Source organism: Chryseobacterium wanjuense (assembly GCF_900111495.1).
In the GTDB taxonomy this organism is placed as follows: Bacteria; Bacteroidota; Bacteroidia; order Flavobacteriales; family Weeksellaceae; genus Chryseobacterium; species Chryseobacterium wanjuense.
This window is the reverse complement of the sequence record NZ_FOIU01000002.1, coordinates 442,502-469,229: the sequence shown is the minus strand read 5'-3', so window position 1 is coordinate 469,229 and position 26,728 is coordinate 442,502. Positions and strand designations below refer to the sequence as shown.

24 protein-coding genes are annotated in these 26,728 nt (G+C 34.7%); 6 read left to right on the top strand and 18 right to left on the bottom strand.

Features of this window, described 5'->3' with window-relative positions; translation table 11 throughout:
• Positions 1-99: 99 nt before the first annotated feature.
• The 10 genes from BMX24_RS13855 to BMX24_RS13815 form a co-directional block, all read right to left on the bottom strand.
• Positions 100-447, bottom strand: coding sequence for a hypothetical protein (locus tag BMX24_RS13855; RefSeq protein ID WP_089793670.1), 348 nt, complete (start codon positions 445-447; stop codon positions 100-102).
• Positions 448-885: 438 nt separating this feature from the next.
• A complete protein-coding gene (locus tag BMX24_RS13850) occupies positions 886-1,299 on the bottom strand; it encodes a hypothetical protein (protein ID WP_089793668.1) in 414 nt (137 codons plus the stop codon).
• 19 nt (positions 1,300-1,318) lie between these two features.
• Positions 1,319-1,846, bottom strand: a complete 528-nt coding sequence (locus BMX24_RS13845) for a hypothetical protein (protein ID WP_089793667.1) — start codon at positions 1,844-1,846, stop codon at positions 1,319-1,321.
• Between the two features lie 12 nt (positions 1,847-1,858).
• Positions 1,859-3,664: a hypothetical protein gene (locus tag BMX24_RS13840; RefSeq protein WP_089793664.1), complete on the bottom strand. Its 1,806-nt coding sequence runs from the start codon at positions 3,662-3,664 to the stop codon at positions 1,859-1,861.
• Between the two features lie 72 nt (positions 3,665-3,736).
• Positions 3,737-7,528: a hypothetical protein gene (locus BMX24_RS13835; RefSeq protein ID WP_089793662.1), complete on the bottom strand. Its 3,792-nt coding sequence runs from the start codon at positions 7,526-7,528 to the stop codon at positions 3,737-3,739.
• A 22-nt stretch (positions 7,529-7,550) separates the two neighbouring features.
• Positions 7,551-9,248 (bottom strand): hypothetical protein, encoded by a 1,698-nt coding sequence (locus BMX24_RS13830; RefSeq protein WP_089793660.1) that lies wholly within the window; start codon positions 9,246-9,248, stop codon positions 7,551-7,553.
• Positions 9,249-9,257: 9 nt separating this feature from the next.
• Positions 9,258-9,890 carry a leucine-rich repeat domain-containing protein gene (locus tag BMX24_RS13825; protein ID WP_089793657.1) on the bottom strand — a complete coding sequence of 211 codons (633 nt, stop codon included), beginning with the start codon at positions 9,888-9,890 and terminating at the stop codon, positions 9,258-9,260.
• A gap of 271 nt (positions 9,891-10,161) precedes the next feature.
• A complete protein-coding gene (locus tag BMX24_RS21055; protein WP_139176850.1) occupies positions 10,162-10,407 on the bottom strand; it encodes a hypothetical protein in 246 nt (81 codons plus the stop codon).
• Between the two features lie 292 nt (positions 10,408-10,699).
• Positions 10,700-11,737 carry a patatin-like phospholipase family protein gene (locus tag BMX24_RS13820; RefSeq protein WP_089794704.1) on the bottom strand — a complete coding sequence of 346 codons (1,038 nt, stop codon included), beginning with the start codon at positions 11,735-11,737 and terminating at the stop codon, positions 10,700-10,702.
• A 220-nt stretch (positions 11,738-11,957) separates the two neighbouring features.
• On the bottom strand, positions 11,958-12,458 hold the full coding sequence (locus BMX24_RS13815; RefSeq protein WP_089793656.1) for a M15 family metallopeptidase: 501 nt from the start codon (positions 12,456-12,458) through the stop codon (positions 11,958-11,960).
• A 183-nt stretch (positions 12,459-12,641) separates the two neighbouring features.
• Between BMX24_RS13815 and BMX24_RS13810 the strand changes: the two genes are divergently transcribed.
• On the top strand, positions 12,642-13,913 hold the full coding sequence (locus tag BMX24_RS13810; RefSeq protein ID WP_089793653.1) for a Y-family DNA polymerase: 1,272 nt from the start codon (positions 12,642-12,644) through the stop codon (positions 13,911-13,913).
• Between the two features lie 67 nt (positions 13,914-13,980).
• On the opposite strand, the gene BMX24_RS13805 is transcribed toward BMX24_RS13810, so the two are convergent.
• From BMX24_RS13805 to BMX24_RS13790, 4 genes are all read right to left on the bottom strand, one after another.
• A complete protein-coding gene (locus tag BMX24_RS13805; RefSeq protein WP_089793652.1) occupies positions 13,981-14,592 on the bottom strand; it encodes a YdeI/OmpD-associated family protein in 612 nt (203 codons plus the stop codon).
• A 278-nt stretch (positions 14,593-14,870) separates the two neighbouring features.
• Positions 14,871-16,004, bottom strand: coding sequence for a serine hydrolase domain-containing protein (locus tag BMX24_RS13800; RefSeq protein ID WP_089794702.1), 1,134 nt, complete (start codon positions 16,002-16,004; stop codon positions 14,871-14,873).
• Positions 16,005-16,094: 90 nt separating this feature from the next.
• Positions 16,095-17,636: a glycine--tRNA ligase gene (locus BMX24_RS13795; protein WP_089793650.1), complete on the bottom strand. Its 1,542-nt coding sequence runs from the start codon at positions 17,634-17,636 to the stop codon at positions 16,095-16,097.
• Between the two features lie 51 nt (positions 17,637-17,687).
• Complete coding sequence (locus BMX24_RS13790) at positions 17,688-17,888, bottom strand: hypothetical protein (RefSeq protein WP_089793648.1); 201 nt, start codon at positions 17,886-17,888, stop codon at positions 17,688-17,690.
• A 489-nt stretch (positions 17,889-18,377) separates the two neighbouring features.
• On the opposite strand from BMX24_RS13790, the gene BMX24_RS13785 reads away from it, so the two are divergent.
• Both BMX24_RS13785 and BMX24_RS13780 read left to right on the top strand, forming a co-directional pair.
• Positions 18,378-19,073 (top strand): pseudouridine synthase, encoded by a 696-nt coding sequence (locus tag BMX24_RS13785; protein ID WP_089793647.1) that lies wholly within the window; start codon positions 18,378-18,380, stop codon positions 19,071-19,073.
• A 368-nt stretch (positions 19,074-19,441) separates the two neighbouring features.
• Positions 19,442-20,479: a quinone-dependent dihydroorotate dehydrogenase gene (locus BMX24_RS13780; protein ID WP_089793645.1), complete on the top strand. Its 1,038-nt coding sequence runs from the start codon at positions 19,442-19,444 to the stop codon at positions 20,477-20,479.
• A 181-nt stretch (positions 20,480-20,660) separates the two neighbouring features.
• Here BMX24_RS13780 and BMX24_RS13775 read toward each other — a convergent pair whose 3' ends face one another.
• On the bottom strand, positions 20,661-21,542 hold the full coding sequence (locus BMX24_RS13775) for a hypothetical protein (RefSeq protein ID WP_089793643.1): 882 nt from the start codon (positions 21,540-21,542) through the stop codon (positions 20,661-20,663).
• Between the two features lie 27 nt (positions 21,543-21,569).
• Positions 21,570-22,814 (bottom strand): DUF445 domain-containing protein, encoded by a 1,245-nt coding sequence (locus tag BMX24_RS13770; protein WP_089793641.1) that lies wholly within the window; start codon positions 22,812-22,814, stop codon positions 21,570-21,572.
• 263 nt (positions 22,815-23,077) lie between these two features.
• Here BMX24_RS13770 and msrB point away from each other — a divergent pair, with 263 nt between their 5' ends.
• The 3 genes from msrB to BMX24_RS13755 all read left to right on the top strand — a co-directional run bounded on the left by msrB (position 23,078) and on the right by BMX24_RS13755 (position 24,797).
• Positions 23,078-23,521, top strand: coding sequence for a peptide-methionine (R)-S-oxide reductase MsrB (gene msrB / locus BMX24_RS13765; RefSeq protein ID WP_089793639.1), 444 nt, complete (start codon positions 23,078-23,080; stop codon positions 23,519-23,521).
• A 129-nt stretch (positions 23,522-23,650) separates the two neighbouring features.
• Positions 23,651-24,415, top strand: a complete 765-nt coding sequence (locus tag BMX24_RS13760; protein WP_089793637.1) for a murein L,D-transpeptidase catalytic domain family protein — start codon at positions 23,651-23,653, stop codon at positions 24,413-24,415.
• A 1-nt stretch (position 24,416) separates the two neighbouring features.
• Positions 24,417-24,797 (top strand): cupin domain-containing protein, encoded by a 381-nt coding sequence (locus tag BMX24_RS13755; RefSeq protein ID WP_089793635.1) that lies wholly within the window; start codon positions 24,417-24,419, stop codon positions 24,795-24,797.
• Positions 24,798-25,056: 259 nt separating this feature from the next.
• Here BMX24_RS13755 and fabF read toward each other — a convergent pair whose 3' ends face one another.
• Positions 25,057-26,298 carry a beta-ketoacyl-ACP synthase II gene (gene fabF, locus BMX24_RS13750; protein WP_089793633.1) on the bottom strand — a complete coding sequence of 414 codons (1,242 nt, stop codon included), beginning with the start codon at positions 26,296-26,298 and terminating at the stop codon, positions 25,057-25,059.
• A 2-nt stretch (positions 26,299-26,300) separates the two neighbouring features.
• Positions 26,301-26,726, bottom strand: coding sequence for a PaaI family thioesterase (locus BMX24_RS13745; protein WP_089793631.1), 426 nt, complete (start codon positions 26,724-26,726; stop codon positions 26,301-26,303).
• Between the last annotated feature and the right edge of the window lie 2 nt (positions 26,727-26,728).

The following is a 26,728-nucleotide window of genomic DNA, read 5'->3' as shown; positions in this document are numbered from 1 at the left end:
CTGTAAGATAAAATCATTTTTTGCTAAGTTTCTACCACAAATATATAGGCTTAATGCGACAAATAGTGTCGTGTTTTATTTTTGTGGATAAGTTATTATTTAATTATTTTCTACAAAAATTTTAAAATCGTTCAAAAATTTTAAAATTTCATTGTGCGAAAGTTTTAATGTAGATGAACTGGGATCTTTTTGTCCAGCCCTTTGTGCCATCATATCTATAAGCAAAACCCCTTTTTTATTAGCATAAAGCTCTAATTCTTCTGACGACCAATTGTATTCTTTTCCATAAGCCTTTATTTTGGATGCTTCAACGCCATTTATGATATTTTGAATCTTGACTGGTGTCCATCCCCAACTACCAAAATTGCTCAAAATTTTTTTATCAGATGATTCCACACCGTAAACAGTTGTACCATCCCAATCATGTTTTTTAAAACTATAATTCATATTTTTAATTTTATAATAATGGATAAGCGTTTATAATGTTTTATTAGGTTCTTTTTATGTATAATAAATATTCTTCTCTATTATAAGTGTTTTAACCTTCTTGTCTTCCACAGAGAGCTCTATTTTTTCTATTATAATTATTTATTTCAGGGTTTCCGTAAAACCTTCTCATCTTTTATAATTAATGTATATCCTGTATGATAAAATCATTTTTTGCTAAGTTTCTACCACAAATATATAGGCTTAATGTGACAAAAGGTGTCGTGTTTTATTTTTGTGGATAGGTTTTGAAAGTTATTAAATCTGCCAATAGATGAATATTTGGGATCAGTAGTTTTAATATAAAAATATTTTGAATTCGAGATTGTTTCAATAAAAAATCTATAGTCTATGATAGAAGAGCGAACATAACGAAGTTATTAAAAAAATAATATTTGATTAGATTTCTATTGTCTCTATCTTTTTAATGTTAGAAGTTAATTTTTCATATTCATTTTTTTCTACAACATTCAGTTCATCACTATATCGAATAAAAAAATAGTTTTTAGCATTACTTTTTATTGAAAATGCAGCTATTTGATCAATATCTTTATCATAAACTATTGATATTTTATTAACATTTATTACTTCCTCTATAATTGGGACAATATCAATATGGTTGGAAGAATATTCTCCATCAATATGATAGGCATTGTTAATTTTTAAAACGTCTAAACTTTCCTGAGTTGTAAATAATTGATAAGTTTCAATACCTTTTAAAACTATTGAATCTTCAAGCTCATATTTTGTACCTTCTTCAAGGATATTTATTCTATAAATACCGTTAAATGTTTTGTTTTTTAATTTATTCATTTATTGCTGATTTTGATTATTATATTTGGTCCCACATCTTCGCAACCCCTCCAAGTGAATGTTCAAGAAAAGTAACAAATTCTCCATCTAATCTCTGAATTATAATAGCATCGTCTAATTTGCAATATACACAATCCCCTAAAGTCATATATGGACCCTTTCTAACATGTCCTTCTGAAATAACTTTTGATATGTAATCATCAATAACTTTTTGAGTATTTGGATTTGAAACTTTTGAGGGAATCTCAATATTTAACCTTTTTGCTAGTTTTCTGATTTGCTGTGCGTGTTTTCTATATTTCACTAGTTTGTTTTTTCCGAAACTCAACTGCTTAGCAATTTTCTTTAAATCAACTATATAATCAAGCTGATCGTCTATTTTTCTTCCAGCCCTTTTTGCTTCATTTTCTATTTCTAAAAAAAAGTTATCTAATTCTTTCTCTGGAATATCTTCAAATATTTCAACATTATTTCTTATTATAGTACAAAAATTTTCTTCATCTATTGCCTTTGTTGCTAATTTAATACATTTTTTTATATCTCCCATAATACTTATTTTTTAAGAAATTGGACATAAATCAAATACACCTTTTTCGTAACGGGTAGGATGCAAACCTAAACTTTCTAGTTTTTTTCGCGCATTAGTATTAAATAATTTCTGATATGCTTCAATAATAAATTCCTTTAATCTAGAACCTATTTCATACATTTCGTCTATCAGCTTCATAATACCGGCTGTCCCTTTTTCCATGAGTTCTATTAAAGCGTCGAGACCTTCTACCATTTTAGCAAAAGATTTAGCTGTTAATTTTCGGGTAAAGTCAAATGCCTTTTTAGCATCTTTTGTGATACCGCTAATCAAGCCAAAAAGTTCCTGAAATACTCTTCTTGCGACTTCCTCTACCGAAAGAGCTCCCCCGGAAATAACAATACCTATGATTACTTCAATAATTACGGAGATGATAAAACCATAAAAACAACCTAAGTAATATGCAACTTTTACAATGCTTATTGTAAGATTAGATTCAAGTGTTTTTTGTATAAAATGTAATACACATTGTTTGAAATCTATTTTTTCCCAAGCTTGTAAGGCTTCCTCTATTCTCTCTATTAGTTTTGGTAATTGGGTTTCCAGATTTTTCATAAGTGTTTTGTAGGTTATAGATGTATCTACAATCATTTTTATCATTCCCAATAAACTGGCAATTGTATCTACAAGACTATTCCAGATTCCACAGGCAAAGGCATTAATAGAGCGTATCCCTGTTTTTAAGATTTCAGATAGGTCAAAATTTCCTAGGTCATTAATAATGTTTAAACATTTAGTATGTACGCTGCTAAAAGCAGAATAAACAATATCATTTACACCTAATATTCCATTATTTTTTGATCGGAGATTATCTATTTTTAACTTATCAACAATGTATTTATCTATGGCTTTTAGATCATCTGAATATCTTCTTACAATACTTTGTACCTGCTTGTTTAGGGCATCATCATCAATATTATCAAAAGCTTTTTCAGCTTCTTTAGGATAAAATAATGGAGAGAATCCTTTTTCAGCATCTGGATTCCAGCTTTCTTCACTTATTTTTACTTTATTCACATATTCTATGGCTACTTCCAATAAATTACTAAGCCCATCCATGGTAAATTGTGTAAATGCACCGAATGTAATAAAATCAACTACTTTATAAACTCCGGAAATTCCTCTAAGTAATGGGTATTGTGCTTTTCCAAAACGTAAAAGTTCATCTACAAAACCTCGATCTATATCCTGCCCTGTGTTTTCTTTGAAGGCTTTAATAAGAAAGTCTTTGAGGCTTTCATTCTTCTTGACATGAGCATCATAAGTACTTAAAAGACTTTCTTGTACATATTCTCCTACTCGAACCGCACCAAATGTAAAGTCAGTTTTATCTCCTGTATTATCTTCTATAAAAAATAATATTTCTTTTGTTCCGGGTTTGGTAACTTTATATGCTTCTTCTAGTTTTTTCGCACTTTTTGATGTATATATTTTTACACCAAAAGCGAATTTTTTATTTTCTGAATTGGGATAATAATAAAACTCTTCTGATTTTATTTTCATTTCCTCTGGATCTGATCCAACATCAGTAACCGTTTTAACAGAATTGTAATCAGCTGTATGTGAATCCATGAAATAAATTTGCTCAGTAAATTGAGAATTTAAGCTGTTGTCTAAAGGAGCTGATTTTAAAAAAGAGTTTACATTATCCATTCCTCTTTTAGTATTACCATACTTAGGGAAAGTAACATTATTTTTATTTTTAAGAAAATTCTGAAATTCTTCTTGAGGATTATCTGAATAACCTATTTCATTTAAATATTCTTGAAAATTCATTTTTAATAATTTTAAAGATTAATAAAAAAGGCAGAGCTTTACACTCTGCCCATTAATTATGATTCAACAGAATTATTGAAGAGCATCTTTAAGATCAGCTAAAGGAAGCTGGGCTACGACTTCTTTCGGATTATCATCTGTGGTTAATTGAAGGAATCCGTTATTTAATTCGATGTTGTCAACAAATCTGTCATCTCCGGAATTCAGTTGAGAATCTACGATTGAGAATTCAGTTTCTGTAACAACATCTTCAGGAATTTCAAACTCATCAGGATTTTCCTGTGTGAATGGTAATGCGGTGGTGGTTACTAAACCTGCAGAATCTTTCTGAAGAATGTTTAGAGAAGTTGGCAATGTAGTAATCCATGCTTTTCCTTGTTTTAATCCAAGCGGCTCACGCATTTCATCAACAATACTCATGTACATAGGATCTCCAATGACAGGAACTTCGCCACCATTCCAGATTCTTCCCGTTGTCAGGAAGAATTGAACAGCGTCTTCAAATCCAGGATTTACCGTAACAATAACTCTTGCCATACCAGCCTGCAGGAAACTTCTGAATAGCGGATCTGCACTTTCTGATAAGTACATATTCTGCCACTCTTCACGATTTGCCCAATAGTATGGGTAGAATGTATAATCCATAATAGTCCATTCAAAAGCTTGCTCCATAAACTTGGCTAAAGCGGTGTACTGATCAAGGTTTTCATCCAAAATAATACTGAAGTCCTGCATTGCTTTTGCATTGTTGGTAAGATTTTTACCTAATGCGGAATAATCCTGAAGCAAGAAAGCGATACAATTATGTTTAAGAATTACTCTTTCCATATCACGATAGAAGTTAGATAACTTTTCCTTATTCGCTTCTTCCTGTTCTTTTGCAGCGGCTTCCAGTTCTTTTTTCTTCTCCTGAAATTCAGCATAAGCGTCTTGATAAGCAGTGATAATAGCATCAAAGTTTTCCTGTTTCCATGCGTTCATGTAAGCATCGGAAAGTTTGCATGTAACTTCAAAAGTAAAGTTTACAGAATCAATATTATGTCCTTGATACATAAAGTCATAAGAACCTGTAATATTTTGAGGATCAAAATCTGCAATAAGGTCTACAGATTGAGAATACGTTTCTACGATTTGATTGAAGCCTCCTACAAAATTACTTGTAAATAATCTTGCTATTCCTTTTACGTCTTTCTCAAATCCGTACCACATTTTTACATGGCTCGCTTGGTAATTGTCTGGAATGTTGATTGCAATGTGTTGATATTCATTACTTCCATCTAGTTTTACCCAGGTTTTTCCGGTCGTGAATTTTTTGGTCGATTCTATGAGCTCTGTCAGTTTTACATTATAAATGCTGGCCCAATGCTGTAGCTGATCTACGGATGCTGATTTAGGATCTGCCATCGTCCATGGTGCCGGAGAGGTTCTTGGGTCAACAGGAGCTGTCAGAGTTTCAGTAACTGTTGCAGCTGTTGCTAAACGATGTAGCTTTGCAGGCTCGGGAATCATGAATTCAAACATGGTACGTTTCCCGTAGTTGTAAATCTGATTCTTCATTTTCTTATCTACCCATCTGTAAACACCGATTACATGCTTGTCACCATTTCTGTTATCGAAACCATGAGCATTATTTTCTTCGAACTCTTCAATGATTTTTTCAATCCTTTCCTCTGCTACTTTCGTCAAAAGCCTTTCTGTAGCTTTTTCGGTAATTTCTTGAGACTTTGCAATAGCTTGTCTTGTGCTGTTTTCTTTAGAGTTATGACTCGCAAAGCTTCCTCCTACCTGAAACGTTTTATTGTTTCCATAACTGAAATGCGCTTCTGCATTAATATCCTGCTGAATGATATTAGCAACTTCAGACTGCATGTCATTTCTTGTAGTGGTAGTTGTATCGCTTAAAGTTTCTCTCTCAGTAGATTTTGAAGTTGTGGTTTGGATTTCACTTCTTCTTAATCTTCTTGTAGATTTTTGCTTAAACTCTTTTGCCATTACGTTTTCGATATGAGTAACTTCACCCGGAACGTAAGCATGAGTTGTCTGCACTACTTTAAGATAATCTGCAATCCCTAGTCTTTTTACTCCAAAATGTTTTGGGAAAAATGCTCCCGGCTGAGGTGTTTGTCCGCCTTGTTCAGGATTTTCGGGATCTTCAGTTATTTTTTCTTCAGTGTATAAAACTCCTGTGTAGGGTTGATCAATAATTAAATCTGTATATTCTACCGTAGCTTGTTTTCCATTATTAAAGAAAATCTGAATTCTTAATGATCTGATTAATTTCGCAAATTTATCAACCAAAATAGGAGGGAATGTTACTTTATTGTCTACAATACTAATATTTGAATAAGTTTCTTCAAAATTTCCAATATCTGTAGTCGCCAGGATTTTTGCAGAACCTAGTCCCCAAGAGCTGCTTTCCGCCTGGTAATAAAACGTAAGAGAAGCTGGTGTTCTTGAATAAACCGGATTATAACTTGCTTTAAGATAATATGTTCTTGAAATAACTTGAGAAAGGTTACTTCTAGAATTGCTTACAGGAACTAAAACATTTCCAAGGTTTAGGTATTTCTGTTCCTGAAGAGGCGATTTTTGGAATAATTGTTGGATGTTTGCAGATAATTCTTGATCTAATTTTTCAAAAACTTCAACATAGGTATCATAGAAATCAATCATCTCAACAACAACGTTTCCTAATTGTAGTTTTCTATCGGTTAATACCGTAATAATTGAAAAATCATAACCGTCTGCAGGAATTTCTCCACTTTCCAATTCTGTAAAAAGACTGACAAATAATTTTAAAGAATCTAATGAAAGTTTTGTTTTAAAATCTTCAAAATTGAGTTGATCTTTATAAGCAAACTCAAAAGGAGGAACATTTAATGGCTGAAGGGCTTCATACAATTGATCAATTTCCTGTTGAGTCATGTCTTCTGTAATTTGAGACTTTATTTGTCTAATCTGTGAGTTGTAAGCGTCAAACTCATCTTTATATTCTTCCTTATAGGCAGAATATGCTGTTTCTTGAGCTTTATTTTTAGATTTTACATATACAACCTGGATCTTTTCCAATTCAGATTTTAGTTTTGTAAGTCCTTCTTTTTCAAAATTAAGTTTAGATAATTCTGAAATTTTATCTCCCTCTGCTACAAGTTGATGTTGAATAGATAAAGGAATATCAGTTCCGTTAATTACACCATTACCAATCTGGGAAACATTTACTTGGAATGCATTGTTTGTAGAACCCGATCCTCCTGATCCCGGATCAGAGTTTTCCCCTTCATATCCGTCACCGAAAAATTTCATTGGTAAAACAACTCTTGCTTCTAATGCCTTCGCTTTTAAGTCTGTACCATTAATTTTTGTTAATTCTTCAGTTACAGGTAAATTGCAGACATATCCGAAATGAAGTGCTTTTAGAATATGAACCAATGCTTCCTTCACGTAAAAGTTCTTTTCTGTTACCGTCTGATACATCAGATTATCCCATACTGCGGCTACTTTACTTTGGATGCTACTGCTGTTATAAAGGCTTATTGCTGTATTTTCATCTGACAGAGAAAGGGTTTCTCGTTTAGCAATTTTTCTACCAATTTTTAAGGCTTCTGACAAAGCGCCCTGTTCAATAATTAACTCAGATTCATATCCTGTAGAATCAAAGTTTTTTGCCTCACGCTCAAGAGCTTGAAATTTTGCTAATGCAGAATCATTAGGATTTACTTTTCCGTCAAAAACACTAGGTAATGTTGATGGTCTTTGAATGAACCCAAGATTTTCTTTTTTAGTTTCTGTTAATTGTGGATTTCTAAGACTTACAAATCTGAAAAGAGTTTGTGAAGAATTATTTTGTGTGTTTTCTGTTGCCATTTTGTATTTGTGATTTTAGTTATTAGTCTGTTGTTTTAGTGTATTCTAAAGTAAGGGTGAATGAATCCAGAAGGGAAAAATCGTAGTCCGGGAATTTAATAGAATGGATTTTTACTGAATTCATGGCTAGGGTAATGAAGGTTTCAGCCTTCCATTGATTCCCTGCGAAAGCGGTACCCATTGCTTGCCAGTCTGTGAACATCTGATTGGAAACAATCACTTCCATATCTGTAAATGCGGCCGTAATATCAATCTCTCCATCTGAAGGAATTGTATTATAAACAACGGTTTTTTTATAAATTGGTTTTCCGTTGATCCATCTTCCGCCGGTTTTTTCTTCGGTGGATGAATAAGATATTTTTTTATCTACGTATTTTTTCTGAACGTAGCTTTCGTCCTGGTAATAGTCGCCGTAATAAATATTTCCTTTTAACCCGGAGAAATCAGGTTTTGATGAACCTATACCCACATGATCTGAGGAAAGATACAGATCGGTTTTGGTATCACCAATCAGATACATAGTAGGAGTAAGCGTTCCGTCATTTTGAATATCAAATCCTGATTTTTCATTGGAAAGCTTACTGTAGAAACCGAATGAATTTATTCCTGTAGTATCATTTCCCTTGTATTCAATGGATCCTGTTAAAGGCTTATTAGCGTCTGTTCCGGATAGTGGCAGTGCTTCATTCTTATTTTCCCAACCAAAAGTTCCGTCGGGTTTTGCTACAAGATTTTTAGTAAAGCTGCTATCTGCAGAAGGCATTTGACCTGGAGTCACTGAAAGTTTACCATTGATATTTACATATCTGTCATTGAAATCTCCGGAAATTAAGGCATCAGAGACTGTTTTAATAGGAGTTGTAGTGGAGGAGTGTATATATAACTTATTTTGTAAAACAGCATTGCCAAAAGCAGATTGTGCACCAATAATAATATTATTAGTTGAAAGAGTTCCTAATCCACAACCAGAAGAATATCCTAAAATAATGTTCTGGGTTAAATTGTCACCTGAAAATAAACCTGCATAACTTCCGCAAACTGTATTAGCAAAAGCATAATCTGCGCTGCTAAAGGCATTATATCCAAATACGGTATTTTCACTTGAACTTGTGGATTGTGCCATAGAAAAATGTCCAACCACAGTGTTTCCAATTGACCCGCTCTCATTAATCGCCACTGCATTGTTTCCAATTACGAGATGATCAGTGCCTTGTGGTTTTGCTCCTTTTCCAATTGCAATAGTTCCGCCTGCACGATTATTAACATAAGAGGATTCATCACCAATTATAATATTTTCGGCACTTGCTAATCCTCCAAAATAAATGCCTTGTAGTTTAACATTTTCTGTGGTCTCATTTCCTCTTTCTGTTACAGCTTGCAATGTTCCTACATCACCTTGAGTGATATCAACATATCTGGTTCCGGTCCATCTGAAAAGCTTATCGTTATCGGTAGTAATATAAATCTTTCCTTGCTCTCCTTGCGATGGTAAAGCTGAAAAAGAAGCAAACTCTATAACGTCATCAACGTAACTTGGAAGTTGTGTTGCTGGAACTTTTCCTCCAACTATGTCCGCTTTATTAGAAAGATCAATATCAATTTTGTCAGAAGGAATTATTTCATCTTTGTGCCAATAAGAATCCTGCCAATCCCAAAACTGTTCCTGATTAGGAATATCCCCATTTTCGAAGTATTTTTTTATTTCTTGTTTTGTTTTCATAATTAATTTTTATCTATATGTGATTGTTGCTGTTGCAGGGATTCCTGCATTACTTAGATCTAGACCTGCTGGTGCTGAAACAGTTTGTAATGATGGGATGTTAAATGATCCTAAACCTACGGACTGTACGGAAGAAGGAATGTATAAGTTTTTGACGAGAGTTACCCTACCAGAACTAAATGCATAGTCACCAATAGTAATCAGACCTTCATTAAGTATAATTTCTTCTATTGAATCCATTCCATTGATATTATTCCCTTGGTTAGCAAATGCATAAGCTCCAATGACTTTCAAAGTTGAAGGGGTCTCAATACTTTTAATGTTCTGAGAGTGAAAAGCTGAAGGTTCAATTTCTTCAAGCCCTTCATTAAACATTACCTTTACAATTTGATATGGCATTCCTGTATATACATAAGCAGAGTTTAGAATTTTTTTGGTATTCATAGGAACAGTAAGCTGCATGGCAGAACCTTGTAGATTATTGTTAACTAAAAAAGGGACTACTTTTTCAATAGCATCAAGAGAGGTTTGAGGAATTTTCTCATCCTTATGCCAATAAGAATCCAGCCATTCCCAAAAATGCTCCTGTATTGGTTTGTCTCCATTTTCAAAATAGAGTTTTAGTTCTTGTTTTGTTTTCATAAAATTTTGTTTTGGATTAATGAGTTCATTTTAAAGCTCTTTTCAGAGTTGTTCGTAATTTGTTTTTTTAGTGATGTTTCCACTTTTTATACTTTCATTTTTTGTTATTTTTAAGTGTAATTTTTAAACACAGTTCTGGCTGTCCAACATTTTGTGAATGGTGAATTCAAAGGAGTTTTATAAAATTTTAAAAGATGAGCTTTTGTGTTTTATTGACGTCTCAAAGATAATATTGGAGAGCGACAGAACTTGACGTGTTTAAAAATTTAGTTTAATACATACCTTCTTCCAGTAAGTCGTTTTCAAAATCTTCACGGAAGAAGTTCTCAATGTCATTGAGATAGTTGTCATAGTCTATCTCGGCGTTTTCGATGTCGCTCCATTCTATGGTGTAGAGCTCTTCATCGAAGATGGTATCTGGATTGTGATTTGGTGTTTCCATGTTTTGTGCTTGAGGGTTTGATTTAAATTTTGAACGTATTTCAGGCTGTCCAGCATTTATAAATGTTGAATTCAAAAAGTTATTTTTAAGTTTTTAATGATTGTTTTTGTGCTTTATTTTATACTCCAAAGATAGAAGCAGAAGGCGACAAAACTTGACGTGTTTAAAAAGTTTTAGAAAAATTTATCATTTCTTTTTTTCTTTAATTTTATATTCACAAAGCTTGTCATTCCATAAGAATCTTCACATGGGTTTAGAAGACTTTAACCTAGACTTTTATAGAATGACAGACCTTATGATTTAAATTTATAATTATTAATTAATATAATCAAAAAAGCTTATATTGATCAATTATAAGGATAAAAGCTTATATTTTGTTTTTGATTAATTTCTGTACAATCTGATTGAGAACCTCTCTATTATCATCAATATAAGTCAATCCGGCTTGTATTAAATTCTCAATATTCGATCTTTTTACATTATCCATCGCGGGTGAAGCGTTCTTCAACGAAGGATTTAGTCGATAATAATTTTTCTGGTTTCTCAGTCCTAATGTCTGAAACATCTGACAAAGCTGATAATCCACAGTTTCCGCATTTGCAGACATTAAAATATCAATTATCGGATTTACCCAGCCTATTTTTCCGGCTTTTTCCAATTTTTTAAAAGAGTAGGGTCTTGCCTCAATTCCCGTTCCGATGGAAACCACGATCATGTCATTTACATTCGGATGATTGGCTTTTTGATGATTTTTCAAAATTTCTGCAAAAGGAATTTTTCTTGCCTCTGCATAAGCGCACAGTGCGGGATTATTGGCAAACATACCACCATCAATTAAACTAAAAATCTGTCCGTACATCGATTTGATCTGAACCGGACTGAAATACGTCGGTGCCGCTGAGGTCGCCCTGCAGACATCTCTTACATAGAAATTGTCTGTACTTAAATTTGCCTTCCACGAATTGAATAATTTTGCTCTTCTGTTTTCGATATCATAACTTGTTATTAAACATGGTTTTATTAATTCTTTTAATTCTAAATTTCCAAAAAAAGCATTTAAATTTTTTTCAAGTTCCTGTTGGGAAATTTTTTCATTAATCAATCCAAATGGATTTACTAATCGTTCCCAGAAAGAAACCTGGAATATGTCGCCACCTTTTTCAGCATACAATTCTAATCCTTTCTGGATAGAATATTTTGCTTTCCGGTGTTCATCGGGACATAGAATGATAGACGCAATCAGCCCTCCTGTACTGCTTCCCGCAACCAAGTCAAAATAATCTCCAAGTTTTGCGCTTGGGTTATCATAAAACTGCAATTGCTCTTCTATGTAGCGCAGAATAATGCAGGTGATAATTCCCCTGATTCCGCCCCCGTCCAAAGAAAGAATGGTTGTCTTTTTCATGTTGTTTTTACTCATTTTTAAAGAAATCCCTGGCAACTTTAGACAAGTAAAACCAATAGATTTCCGAAGAAATGTCTATTGGTTTTAGCTTATTATGATGATTGCTGTTGGTGTTTTTCCTTAAAGCAAAGGTAGATCGGGGAAGCGACAGAACTTGTCGTGTTAAAAAATAAATTCCCGGAGAAGGGAATTTATTTTGAGTAATAATTGAGTTTTAAATCTATAAAATCACATACCCATCCCTATCCGCCTTCATTTTCAGCAACGTCCTCCAGCTCGTTTTTACCAGACCTTTTTGCGTTACAATATTTTTCTTTTCAAAATGTGGGAGATCTTTGAAGGTTTTCCAGTTCCCGCCCCAGTCCCAGCCGTGTTTTGCGAAAATTTTTACACATTCGTACCAATCGGCGACCTTGTCGTTATCCCAGTCTTTTACGGTGTCCCAGCTTGCGGTTTTTCCGTCGATCATCATACAAATGTCGACTGCTAATCCGTAATTGTGAATGCTTTGCCCGGCTTTGGCGTTGGTTACTTTTTTTGCGTTGGTAATTCTTCCGATGGCATAGAGTTTTTCCTGTTCTTCAAAACTTCTCAGCCCTTGAGTTATTCTCACTTTTGCTCTTCCGGTGAGTGCTTCATCACATTCTTTAATAATCTGTTTTACTTCCTCTCTTACCAAAGGGTGAAGCCTTTCAATTCTTTGTAATGTTACTTTATCCATATCAATTTTTTAGTGTTTTGGAAAGCAAAAATATAGAGTGGAGGCGACAAAACTTGACGTGTTTTTTAATAATTTAACTTAATGATAATCAGTGTGTTAATTATTGTGTTAAAATTTAAATTAACCATAATTTTATACATTAAAAGTTATAATTTTGTGTATTGAAACATTCAGTTTTTAGTCATGTATGCTTTAGTGGACTGTAACAATTTTTTCGTTTCCTGTGAGAGGACTTTAGATCCTACACTGGAAGGCAAACCCGTTGTGGTACTTTCCAACAACGATGGATGTGTTGTGTCCCGAAGCAAAGAGGCAAAAGATCTGGGGATTCCGATGGCGGCTCCAGCTTTTAAATATAAAGAGCTTTTCAAAGAGCATGATGTAAAGAGTTTTTCTGCAAAATTTGAACTGTACAATGCCAGAAGCCAACAAGTGATTGATATTGCAAGCTCATTTGTTGCGGAATATGAAGTGTATAGCATCGACGAATTATTTTTAAACCTCACAGGCTTCAAATACATCAACATCCACGACTATTGTATGGAGATTAAGAATAAGATTAAAACAGAAGTCAATATTCCTGTAAGCATAGGCATTGCTCCCACGAAGACGTTGTGCAAAGTGGCCAACAGAATTGTGAAGGATTTCCCGGGTAACTTCGATGGAGTTTATATTTTAGACACTCCGGAAAAAATCGAAAAAGCTTTAAAATGGCTCAATATCGGTGATGTTTGGGGAATCGGCCGCAGGCTGGCTGTAAAAATGCAGGACAACGGCGTTTATAAAGCCTGGGATTTGCTTCAAAAGCCCGAAATGTGGGTTCGTAAAGTCATGGGAATTCATGGGGTAAGGATGATTAATGAATTAAAGGGAATTCGCCAATTGGAGCTTGACACTCCTTCTCCAAAAAAATCCATTGCCGTTACCCGCAGTTTCATGGAAATGCTCACTAAAAAAGAAGATGTACGCGAACGGGTAGAAACTTTCGGAATGTATTGTTCCGAACGTCTGAGAAAGCAAAATACCTGTTGTAAAATGGTTACGGTGTTCGTACAGACAAACCGTTTCCGAAAAGATCTTCCGGAATACAGAAATGCCATAACCCAGATTCTTCCCAATCCGACCAATTCTTCGATCCTGATCGGCAGGGTAGTGAACGAACTGTTTGAAGCGATCTTTAAAGAAGGTTTTCATTATAAAAAAGCTGGAGTGATCGTTAATGATTTTGTTCCTGAAGATCAACGGTTAATTAATCTTTTCGAAGAAGATACCCAAAACCAACATCTTCCGGTGATGAAAGCAATGGATGCGATGAATAAAAAATTCGGAAAAGATAAAGTCCGCCTCGGAAGTATGAGCGGAGAAAATACATACGGACGCAAACAGCTGTCCCCGGAATACGAAGCTTTCCTGAAAAATAATACTTTAAAAGAAGCTAATTTCCGCTTCCACTAAAATTTTAGTTTAAATATTAAAATTTAACAACTCAAAACTTATCACTCATCATTCATAACTCAAAAAATTACTTTTTCTCATACTTCCAGTTTCTGCCTTTGCCTTCGGAAATCCATTCTATGGCCTGCTCCATTCTTTTATTTCTTGTGGCTTCGGTTTTTGCCTCGGTGATCCAGTTGATGTATTCTTTACGAAAAGATGGAGAGCCTTTTTCGAAAACTTCCCAGGCTTTTTTATTGTGCTGTAAGACTTCTTTAAAATAGTCAGGAATCGGGGTTTCCGTTTTTGAAGGGACGGCTTTTTTCATCGTTACTCCCATATCCGTAAGTTCCATCGCTTCAAGGATCGCTTTTTTCAACAGAGGTTTTGCAGGAAGATCTTCCATTTTGGTAATTTTTCCCAAACTGAACATCGAACTTTTTTCGGCGTTCGTTTCCAGCTCCTTTATCGTTTTCATTTCCCCATGTAGCCAGAACCCCATACTGCAATATTGCTTGAAAGAAGTGATCGAGCAGAGAATTTTACCTTTATACATGAAGGTTGGAAATTTCCATTTGATGGCTTCTTCCGCATCTGGGCAGACTTCATGAATCGTTTCACGAAGATATTGTAAAATAGGTTTTGCAAAATCCGGGGATTTTTCAATGTATTCATCAACTTTTGTGTCGTATTTTTCCATGACTTTTAAATAAGGATAATTTGAAATTTGATTAAAATTAATTAAAGTCTGTTTAAACTAATTGAAAATTAACTGTAAAAGATGCAAAAGCTATTATTGAACTATTTAAAGTTTAACTACTTTGAAAACAAAAGCCTTCAAAAGAATAAAAATCAAAGATTTTTAAAACTTATCTATTCTTATTTTCAGTGTAATAATGAACTTAAATAACCAATGTGTCAGATCTTTTGTCTCTTTTGTGGTTAAAAAAAATTTAAACAAGTTCTAAAAATAATAATTTATGCAAAAAGCTTCACCGTTTCATTTACTAAAAATTTTACCTGATCCGGTCTTCCACGGTCATTTTTAGGGAGATTATTGTAGCTTCCGGTTCTTACGATCACCATCTGATGCTCAGGAATCATGACAATGTACTGCCCCTGTAAACCTAGGAAATAATAATGTTTAATAGGATTATCATTGTTGATCCAGAAGCCCATTCCGTAGATTTCTCCTGATTTTTGAGTCGGCGTCCGCATTTGTTCGATAAAATCGAGATTTAAAATTTGTTGGTCTCCAACTTTTCCGTTATCCAAAAATAGCTGTCCCAATTTCGCAAAATCCCTCGCATTAGAATGGATGCAGCAATAGGTTTTCTCCATGCCGCTTTCATCGGTGCTCCATTCTGCGTTTTGCTCCATTCCCAGCGGAATCCAGAATTTTTCTGATAAATAACTGGCCAAAGACTGATCAACAGCTTTTCTTACCGCAAAACCGAGCAATTGCGTCGAACCGCTCTGGTATTCGAATCTGTTTCCAGGATTTTCTTTAAAGTTCCTTGAAAAAGTAGCTTTCATCAGGCTTTTCCCATAATAAGCTTTAGCATTGGGAAGAAAAGGATTTTTGTAATCTTCATCCCAGTTTAGGCCGGATTCCATCTGAGCCAGATTTTTCAGGGTTACCTCTTTTCCGAATTCTTTGGTATTAAATTCATCAAAATAATCTGAAAATTTATCATTAATATTTTTGATCTTTCCTTCTTCCAGAGCTTTTCCCAGAAGCATTACCGTCACAGCTTTTGCCATTGAGAAAGAATTGGTTTTCGAAAGCTGATGATAGCCTTTCCAGTATTGTTCATGCACTAATTTTCCGTTTTTAACAACCAGAAAAGAAGCGGTATTGGAATGAATTAAATCTTCAACGATATTTTTCGGTAACTCTGTTTTGTTGTATTCTGGAGCTTCTTCCCACAGTTTTGGGCTTTCTGTAGCGATGAGGTTGCTGGTGAAAAATTTTCCGTCATCAATATTTGCGCTTGTCTTCCCCCGAAGGTATGTTTTGGAAATCCCGCTGAAAAGATATCCGTAGCCTAACAGATAAAACAGAAGTGCCGCAAGTATGATGAAAGTGAGAAAATAAATAAGAATTACCATATAATTGATCTTAGAAACAAATTTAAAATAAATTTGATAAGGAAATTCATTCAAACAAAAATAAAGCCTCGATTTCTCAAGGCTTTTTATCTATATTTTAGAAAGTAAGTTTCTGAAGTTTGTTTTTTCGTCGATGATTCTTCTCAACTCGGAAACAGGAACTCTTTCCTGTTGCATCGTGTCTCTATCTCTGATAGTCACAGTGTTATCTGTAAGAGAATCGTGGTCTACAGTGATACAGTAAGGTGTTCCGATCGCATCTTGTCTTCTGTAACGTTTTCCGATCGCATCTTTTTCTTCGTAGAATAGGTTGAAATCATATTTCAGATCGTTGAAAATATTTTCTGCATATTCTGCCAGACCGTCTTTCTTCATTAATGGAAGAATAGCTGCTTTAATTGGCGCTAAAGCCGGAGGTAAGGATAAAACTGTTCTTTCCGAACCATCTTCTAATATTTCATCTTTCAGGCAATGAGAGAATATGGAAAGGAACAATCTGTCTAAGCCTACAGAAGTCTCCACTACATAAGGAACATAACTTTCATTTCTTTCAGGATCGAAGAATTGAAGTTTTCTTCCTGAGAATTTTTCATGAGCTTTCAGGTCGAAATCTGTTCTGGAGTGAATACCTTCCAGTTCTTTAAACCCGAATGGGAAATTAAACTCAATATCAGCTGCAGCATTCGCGTAGTGCGCCAATTTCTCATGATCATGGAATCTGTAATTATCATCGCCTAAACCTAAGGCTAAGTGCCAGTTAAGGCGTTTTTGCTTCCACTGTTCGTAGAATTCAAGTTCCGTTCCCGGAGCAACAAAGAACTGCATTTCCATTTGTTCGAATTCGCGCATTCTGAAAATAAACTGTCTTGCAACGATCTCATTTCTGAACGCTTTCCCGATTTGTGCTATACCAAAAGGAAGTTTATGACGGGAAGTTTTCTGTACATTTAAGAAATTAACGAAGATCCCCTGCGCCGTTTCCGGTCTTAGATAAAGATCCATCGCAGAATCTGCAGAAGCTCCCAGTTTAGTCCCGAACATCAGGTTGAATTGTTTTACTTCCGTCCAGTTTTTAGAGCCCGTATCCGGATCAGCAATTTCCAATTCTTCAATTAAAGCTTTTACATCGGCAAGGTCTTCATTTTCTAAAGATTTTGCCAGTCTAGAAAGAATAGCTTCTCTTTTTGCGCGATATTCCAACACTTTTGGATTGGTCGCTTCAAACTGAGCCTTATCGAAAGCATCTCCGAATCTTTTCGCTGCCTTTTCGATTTCTTTTTTCTCCTTATCTTCAATTTTAGCACAGTAATCTTCCACCAAAACGTCTGCTCTGAAACGTTTTTTAGAATCTTTATTGTCAATCAATGGATCGTTGAAAGCGTCTACGTGACCCGAAGCCTTCCATGTTGTTGGGTGCATCAGGATCGCCGAATCGATACCCACAATATTTTCGTTAAGCTGTACCATCGCTTTCCACCAATATTGTTTGATATTATTTTTTAGTTCGGCACCGTTTTGTCCATAATCATAAACAGCGGATAAACCATCGTAGATCTCACTCGAAGGAAAAATAAAACCATATTCTTTAGCGTGAGAAATCACTTTCTTGAAAACATCTTCTTGCTTTGCCATAATTTTTTTAACGTCTGAAGTGCAAAAATAATGTTTTTTATCGGGAAAATATTAATATCGGTAAGAACCTACATTAGATACAGTTATTAAAAAGTATCCGCCCAAACCGGCAATCAAAAAAATAGCAGCAATAACAAATAAAGTTATCCTTATTATTTTATGTTTTTTAGGATCTGTAGCAGCTAATGTAAGCGCAGCCATAATGATAGAAATGATTATTAGTGATTCGAAAAAATTAGAATATTCTTCCATAATTTTAGACTTAATTGTCTTTTTACGAATGTAAAGAAATTTAATGAGACCCTTGTCAAAATCTAAGGAATTAAAGTTTTTCAGGAGCCGGGAACCTGCTTTCACTACTCGCTATTTTTTGTTTTTGGCGAAGCGGCGGAGCCGCTTCGCCAAAAACAAAAAATGAGCTCAAACATGCCGTTCAATCAGGGCTAGATCAGTCGGGAATTTCTATTTTTGTGATAACATTCAAACCTAACGGGTTTCCAAAACCCGTTAGGTTTTTACTTACCAAAGCAAAGAAAAAATTAAAAATCAATCACGATTAAAATAATGAAAAATTCTTGGTAAACTTTGCTAAGTGAAACGGCTCTGCGAACATAAAAAAAAGCAAACTTATTGGAAAATGACTTTGCGAACTTTGCGTCAAAAAAAATTACTGTAAAAACGGACATTCAAAAATTAACAAAGACTTTTATCGAATAGATTTGAAATTTCTAATTTTGCCGAATGTTAGAAATTCTTTATCGCGACGAACATCTTATTGCCATCAATAAACCCAGCGGATTATTGGTTCATAAATCTTTTTATTCCGGAGAAGCAGATACTTATGCTATTCAGGAATTGAAAAAGCAGATCGGACAAAAAGTTTTTCCTGTACATCGATTAGACCGAAAAACTTCTGGTGTTTTGCTTTTCACTTTAGATAAAGAGACTTTGAGGGCAATGAGTGATCAGTTTGCGACACGAGAGGTCGAAAAAAAATATCTGGCCATTCTTCGTGGCTGGACAAAAGAAGAGGAAACAATTGATTATGATTTGGTTAATGAAAATGAAGTCAAACAAAATGCCGTTACCTATTATCATCGTTTGCAGACTTCGGAAATAGATTTACCTTTTTTAAAACATCAGACTTCGAGATATTGTTTGGTAGAAGCCATTCCTGAAACGGGAAGGTTTCATCAGTTGAGAAAGCATTTTAAACATATTTTACATCCGATTTTAGGGTGTCGAAAGCATGGCTGCAATAAGCAAAACAAATTGTGGCTTCAAACATTTAGCATCAACAAAATGACGCTTCACGCCCATCAATTGGTTTTTAATCATCCTATTTCTAACGAAAGAATTACGGTAAATGCCACTATAGATGATGAGTTCAAAAGAGTAGGGGATATTTTGAATTTTGATTTGAGTTCGTATTCTTAGCTTTTTATGTTTTTTTATTACCAACACGTTTGCCATCCTGGAAGAATCTAAGCATAGTATGAGAAAATCAGATGAAAAATTTGAGTCTAGATTCCTACGGAATGAAAAACTTTGCGTTATTTCATAATGTTGAAATAAACGACAGTAACCCTAGCCCCGATTGAAATGAAAATCCTTTTTTGCAAAAAAAGATTGAAATGGAAAGCGGGAAAAAGCTCCTTAATATTAAAATGAAATCTTTGTGCCAAAAAAATATCTCTCTGATTTTATATTTTATAGATGATGCTTATAAAACATTTTTACATAAAATATCATAAGCTAAGTCATGATTAATTTTAAATTGAGTATTTTTGTAAAACTTTTTTTTAATGTACAAGTCGCTCATTCGTCCGATCCTTTTCAAATTTGATCCCGAAGAAGTTCATCACTTTACTTTTTCGATGCTTAAAAATTTTGGATTTCTTACCAAATTATTTTTCCCAAAACCTATTGAAGACAAGCGTCTGGAAAGAGAAGTTTTCGGATTGAAATTTAAAAATCCTGTAGGATTGGCAGCCGGTTTTGATAAAAATGCTGTGTTGTTTAATGAATTGGGAGATTTAGGTTTCGGATTTGTAGAAATAGGAACGGTAACGCCCAGAGCGCAAGCTGGAAACCCTAAAAAAAGATTATTTCGTCTGATAGAAGATGGTGGAATCATCAACAGAATGGGCTTCAACAACGATGGTCTTCAAGCTGCGATCGAAAAGCTGAAAGGTAACAAAGGGAAAATCATCATCGGTGGAAACATCGGAAAAAATACGGATACAAGTCCGGAAAATTACACCCAGGATTATCTGGATTGTTTTGAAGGGCTACATCCTTACGTCGATTATTTCGTACTGAATGTAAGCTGTCCAAATGTGGGAAGCCACGCTAAATTGGAGGATGTAGAATATCTTCGTGAATTAATTACTGAAGTTAAAAAAATCAATCAGTCAAAAGCTGTACAGAAGCCTATTTTACTGAAAATTGCTCCAGATTTGAATAATAATCAGCTTGATGAAATTATCGAATTGATTGCCGAAACAAAAATTGACGGAATTGTAGTTTCCAATACTTCGGTAAACCGGGAAGGTCTGAAAACGCCACCTGAAGTTTTAGAACAAATTGGAAATGGCGGTCTAAGCGGAAAACCTATCCGTGAGAGAAGTACAAAAATGATCAAATATCTTTCTGATAGAAGCAACAGAGCCTTTCCGATCATCGGTGTTGGCGGAATTCACTCTGCAAAAGATGCGATAGAAAAACTGGATGCAGGAGCGACTTTGGTTCAATTGTACACAGGATTTATCTACGAAGGTCCGGAATTGATTAACGATATCAATAAGGAGATTTTAAAGAGAGCAAGCCGTTTACCAAGATAATTTTCATACAATGAATATTATAATCTTAGTTTTACTCACCGTATTTTTGATTCCGCTGTTGAAATTTTTGTTTCCGGGGACGAAAGAAATGAAAATAGGAACGGAAGATTTTTATCCCAATCTTTTTAGAAAAATATTCAGGAAAAATAAATAAAGAGAGTGTAAAATACTCTCTTTATTGTTATCTCAATTTTTTTACAGAAGCATTCTTCACATCAACCGTCAAAGTATAAGCCGGAGACGTCGTGTTCTTCTGGATATTGAATTTTAATATTTTAGAATCTTTGCTTTTTGTAAACTTGGTGTCGTAAATATTTTCCAGACAGCTTTCGGTAAGGAATTCTTCATAACTTTTATAGTTCCAGTCTTTTGTGAAATACAAAACACGGTAGCCTTTTTCTCCATCGCTGGCTCCGCACATTCCACAATAATTAAAGTTGGAAGGTTCTTCAAAATACAGCAAAACCCGGTTTCCGGTTGAATCTGAAATATAGGAAATCAACTCATTTCCACCGGCTGCATTTATGAAATCATAGGTATTTATCCGTTTATTATTCGGAATACTGAGGTAATTATTGTAGCGGTAAATTCGAGTGTCTTTGGTGAATAATTTGGCAGAAAGGGTTTTGTTGGCAAAGTGAAAATTTCCTGAAACATCTTTTTTTGAATCATTTCTGTCAAAAATCAGACTTTCTTTAGACTTTAAAGTTTTTGCGATGCTGTCTGACTTTTCAATGAGATCGCGGGTTATTTTTTCTTTAAAAGCTTTAGACGCCTTTTTTTGTTTATCACCAAAGTTGAAAAGATACAGATTGCCAAGATTATAAACTCCGGTCAGCGGAATTTTCTTTTGATATTTGTCGTAATAATACCAACCATCTACAAAATGCTGATACTGATGGCAATCAACAATGCCACTGAATTTCAATTGAAGGGTAACCGGAACACCTGCAATTTCTCCTTTAAAAACCTGAGATGAATCTGTTATTTTTTTTAGTTCAACTTTCTGACAGAGGAAAAATGTTAAGTTTAAGCAAAATAATAAAGTAAGGATTTTTTTCATGGTTGGTTGTAGTTTGGTTTAAGTTTTTCAGAGGAAAAAATGAGCGATGGTATAAATAAGCAGTCCGACCAACCCGCCGACCAATGTTCCGTTGACCCGAATAAACTGAAGGTCTTTACCAACTTCCAGCTCCAGTTTTTCACTTAATTCTTTTCCCTGCCAGTTTCCAACGGTAGAGCTGATGAGGTTGCCGAATTGATGGGTGTTTTTCAGAATATATTTATAAGCCGTCACACGAACCCAATGATCTATTTTATTTTGAAGATTTTCGTCTGTTTTTAAATTTTGTGAAAATTCATTCAGGTTTTTAGAAATATAATTTTTTAATGAAGAGTTTTTTTCCTGTAGTTCTTTCGTTAAGGTTTCTTTAATGGAAATCCAGATGTCGATGGAATACTCGTCTAATTTATCCCCTTTCAGAAGGTCATTTTTAATGGTCTTGAATTCATCATCCCATTTTGGATCTTCTTTTAAATCTGTTGAAAATTCATGAATTTTTTTGGTAATCAGCATTCTGATTTCGTGTTCAGGATCTTCCTCAATTTCTTTGAAAAAATCTGCAAGCCCGCTGGCAATTTTATCTGCAATTTTATTATCAACAAAAGCCGGAATAAAAGAATAACTGCCTTTCTTCACGCGGTCTTGGATCATTTCATCGTTTTCAATGATATAATTTTTTATCTGCGAAGAAAGATTGGTGATGATTTTCTGATGATCGTTTTTTTCTAAAATATAATTGATCCCGTTTCCGACAATTTTATTGAGCTTAATATTATCGGTCATATCCGTCACTTTTTTACTGATAAATTCGCTTACCGTAGAATCATCCAGTTTATTCAAAATATCTAAAACAATATCCGAAAGATTTTTAATCAAAACCTCCTGATTTTTTTCTTTTCCCAACCATTCTCCAACGAAACCGGAAATTTTTATTTTCTGAATGTAAGGTCGGATATTCTGTGGCGAAAGAAAATTATTCACCACAAAGCTTCCCAGATTGTCGCCTAATCTCTGTTTGCTATTTTCGATCAGATTGGTATGCGGAATCGGTAATCCGAGCGGATGCCGGAACAGGGCGGTTACGGCAAACCAGTCTGCCAAAGCCCCCACCATCGCTGCCTCAGAAAAAGCACGCACATAGCCGATCCAGTGGGAATCGTTATTCTTTTGGAGAATTGTGGTAATCACAAAAATCACCGCCATCAGTAGAAATAATCCGGTGGCGAATGCTTTGTATTTTCTTAGCTGTTTTCTTTTTGCCTCATCATTCATATTCTCAAATTTAGTAAATTTGGTTGTGAAGTTTACTATTTAATTCAACCACAAAGATTCAGGGAAAAATTTAAACACATTAGAACATTTAAGAAGATTTAAATTTTAAGTTTAAAAAGATCACGTAAGAAAAAATCAAAGATTTTTTTAATGCTAAGGCTTTCTTCTTTGTAATAAAATTTAATCTTAGGGAAACTTATGTGTTAATCTTTAATTTTATAGTTGAATTTAAATTAATGATCAAAAATATTTAAAATAATTCTATGGAAAACGAAGCAAAAAACAATCCATACTATTCCAAAACAGATGCAAAAAAACTCGATATTTCCAATGAAGAATGGAAAAAAATCCTAGCTCCGGATTTGTACGCGATTTCGAGGGAAGCTGCTACAGAACGAGCTTTTACAGGAAAATACAATGAATTTGATGAAGTGGGTGAATATTACTGTGCCGTTTGCGGAAATCATTTATTCCGCTCGACTTCAAAATTTTCCAGCAGCTGCGGATGGCCAAGTTTTTTTGAAGCAGATAAAGAAGGTGTCTATTATAAGAGAGATTTAGCATACGGAATGGATAGGGTAGAAGTGCTCTGCAAAAGATGTGATTCGCATTTGGGACATGTTTTTGATGACGGCCCGAAACCTACAGGATTGCGGTATTGTATGAACTCGATCAGTCTGGAATTTGTACCGGATTCGCAAAAATAATTGTGCTTTAATTCACAAAATCAATAAGTTAAAGTTTCTTAATTAGCGTTAAACTTTCTTCCATAATAACGCCTCGATAATTATGTTTTTATAAATTTGCTGACTCAATTGGATTTAACATAATATTGAATGAAAGGATTTTATAGCTTATTAGGTATTGTTTACATGGTAACTACATCATTCTATTTGTCTCCAAAAAAGGCAATTGTAAAGAATGAAATCAGTACAAAAAAAATTGAAAGATTAACCGACACGAAATCTGAGACGACCACTGAAAATAAGGTGTCTTCATCAGAAGAATTATATAGATCTATTGCATTTGAACCGGGACATGAACTTAATGAGGAGGTTTTTTTTAAGGCTTTAACAGGTTTTGAAAATCTGAAAAAAGCAGGATTATTAAAACAAGACTCGCATTTATTGACTATCTGCGATTTTTCTATGTCTTCCAACTCAAAAAGACTTTGGGTAATTGATACGGAAGAAAGAAAAGTTTTATTCAATTCACTGGTAGCTCACGGGAAAAATACAGGGGAAGAATTTGCCACGAATTTTTCAAATACCGACAGCTCACTTCAAAGCAGCTTAGGATTTTATATCACAGATGCTACGTATGATGGTGATAACGGATATTCGCTGAGATTACTGGGAATGGATAAAGGCTTTAATGATGCAGCCTACAGAAGAGCAATCGTGATGCACGGTGCAGATTATGTAAGCGAGGATTTTGCAGCGATGCACAAAAGGATAGGAAGAAGCTGGGGTTGTCCTGCGGTTCCGAGGGATCTTACGCAGCCCATCATTAATACAATTAAAGGAAGAAACCTTCTTTTTATTTATTACCCTGATCAGAATTACCTTTCCAAATCGGAATGGTTGAAATCTTCAATTTAAAATGAAAGACAATTCGGAATTTATTTCTGCGGTAAGATTATTTAATGATGCAGATGGATCATGTAGGTTTGAAAAAGGAAAACTTCCTCTTTTAAAACCAATGAATACCACTACTTTTTGGCTCAACAATAAAACTGAAGAATGGGAAAGGGTAGATCATCCGGCTCCAAGAAGGCAATATGTCGTGACTTTAAAAGGAAAGATTAGGTTTAAGGTGACCGACGGTTCAACGTTTCTTATAGAACCCGGAGTTATCCTTTTAGCTGAAGATGTGGAAGGAAAAGGCCATAGCTGGGAAATAGAAGACGGAGATCAGTGGGAGAGGCTTTATATTCCTCTTGCAGAAAATGCAGAAAGTTTTTTTATTGCAGATTCAATGTAGAAAATTATTCTGAATTAAAATTATTTAATTGATATTCTCAAAAAAAGCAGTCAAATTTTTGACTGCTTTTTTATTTATATTAATTATTGATCTTTCACTAATTTTTCCGCTACAATTGTCATTCTGACGAAGGAAAAATCTAAAACTGATTATAATTAAGACTATTGAGATCCTTCAAGGTTGACAAACAGAGCGGCTGTCTTTACGCAAACATCTGCAAAACCTACTCAATCTGCGAGAAATTAAAAGAGATTAAAGATTAAGAAAACTTCTTAAAAATCAAAGTCGCATTATGCCCTCCGAATCCAAAAGCATTACTCAAAGCATAATTAATATCCTTTTCCTTAGCTTCTCCAAAGACAATATGAATATCCTTCGGAATATTTTCATCAATATTGTGAAGGTTAATCGTGGGTGGAATAATTCCATTTTCAATTGCCTTAATTGAAAGAATTGCTTCCGCTGCGCCTGCTGCACCCAATAAGTGACCTGTCATTGATTTTGTAGCACTGATATCAAGGTTTTTGCTTCCTTTAAATAATTTATTAATACCATTCAATTCCACCAAGTCTCCCATTGGAGTAGAAGTTGCGTGAGGATTAATATAATCAATATCATCAGTATTAATTTCCGCTTCTTTCAAAGCCAATTGCATTGCTTTTATCGCTCCAACTCCATCCGGATGAGGCGCAGTCATGTGATACGCATCGGCTGTCATTGCGGCTCCCACCAATTCTGCGTAGATTTTTGCTCCTCTTGCTTTGGCGTGTTCGTATTCTTCCAAAATCAAAGCTCCTGCGCCTTCTCCCATTACAAAACCGTCTCTGTCTGCATCGTAAGGACGACTTGCGGTTGCAAAATCATCATTTCTTGTAGACATTGCTTTCATAATCGAGAAACCTCCAATAGAAGCCGGAGAAATCGCAGCTTCAGAACCTCCGCTCACGATTACTTTCGCTTTTCCTAAACGGATATAATTGAAAGCATCCATTATCGCGGTATTTCCTGTTGCACATGCTGAAATCGTGGTATAATTTATTCCCTGAAGTCCAAACTTCATAGAAATCATTCCGGAAGCCATATTCGCAATAAATTTCGGAACGAAAAACGGATTAAATCTCGGTGTTCCGTCTCCTGCAGCGAAATTCATCACTTCACTTTCAAAAGTCCACATCCCGCCTTGTCCGGTTCCCCAGATTACTCCGGTGTCGAAAGGATCCATATTTTCCAGTTCGAGCCCGGAATCTTTCAATGCTTCCGCTGTAGAATACATTGCATATTGTGAAAAAAGATCACTTTTTTTGATTTCGTTGTGTGTTAAATGAACTTTTGGATCAAAATTTTTAACCTCACAAGCAAAATGTACTTTAAATTTTTCTGTATCAAAATGGGTGATGGTATTGGCTCCGCTCACTCCGTTGATACTGTTTTGCCAGAATTCTTCAACATTATTTCCCAAAGGCGTCACTGCGCCAAGACCTGTAATGACAACTCTTTTCATACTTAATTATTGATTTTGAATAAATTAGAGGTTCCTCTCGCAATTAAGCGTGTTTTGTCTGCGTTCCATATTTCGCATTGCGCGTTTACAAATTGCTTACCTCTTTTAATGATTTTAGTTTCCGCTACAATATTATCATTTTCTTTTGCAGTTGAAAAATAATCAATGACATTATTTATGGTGGTGACGAAAGAATTTTCGTTTAAAGAAAACATCGTAGCGCCAATGACATCGTCGATAATGGCAGCCGTAACCCCTCCGTGAAGATTTCCGATCGGGTTCAGCCATTCCGGTCTTATGGTATACTGAAATTCCAGCTGACCTTCTTCTGCAGAAAGGATGATGGGATTCAGCCATTTCATGAAAGGCGATGGCGACTGGTCAAATTCTTTTCCGATGAATTGTTTTAATTGTGCTAATCTATCCATAT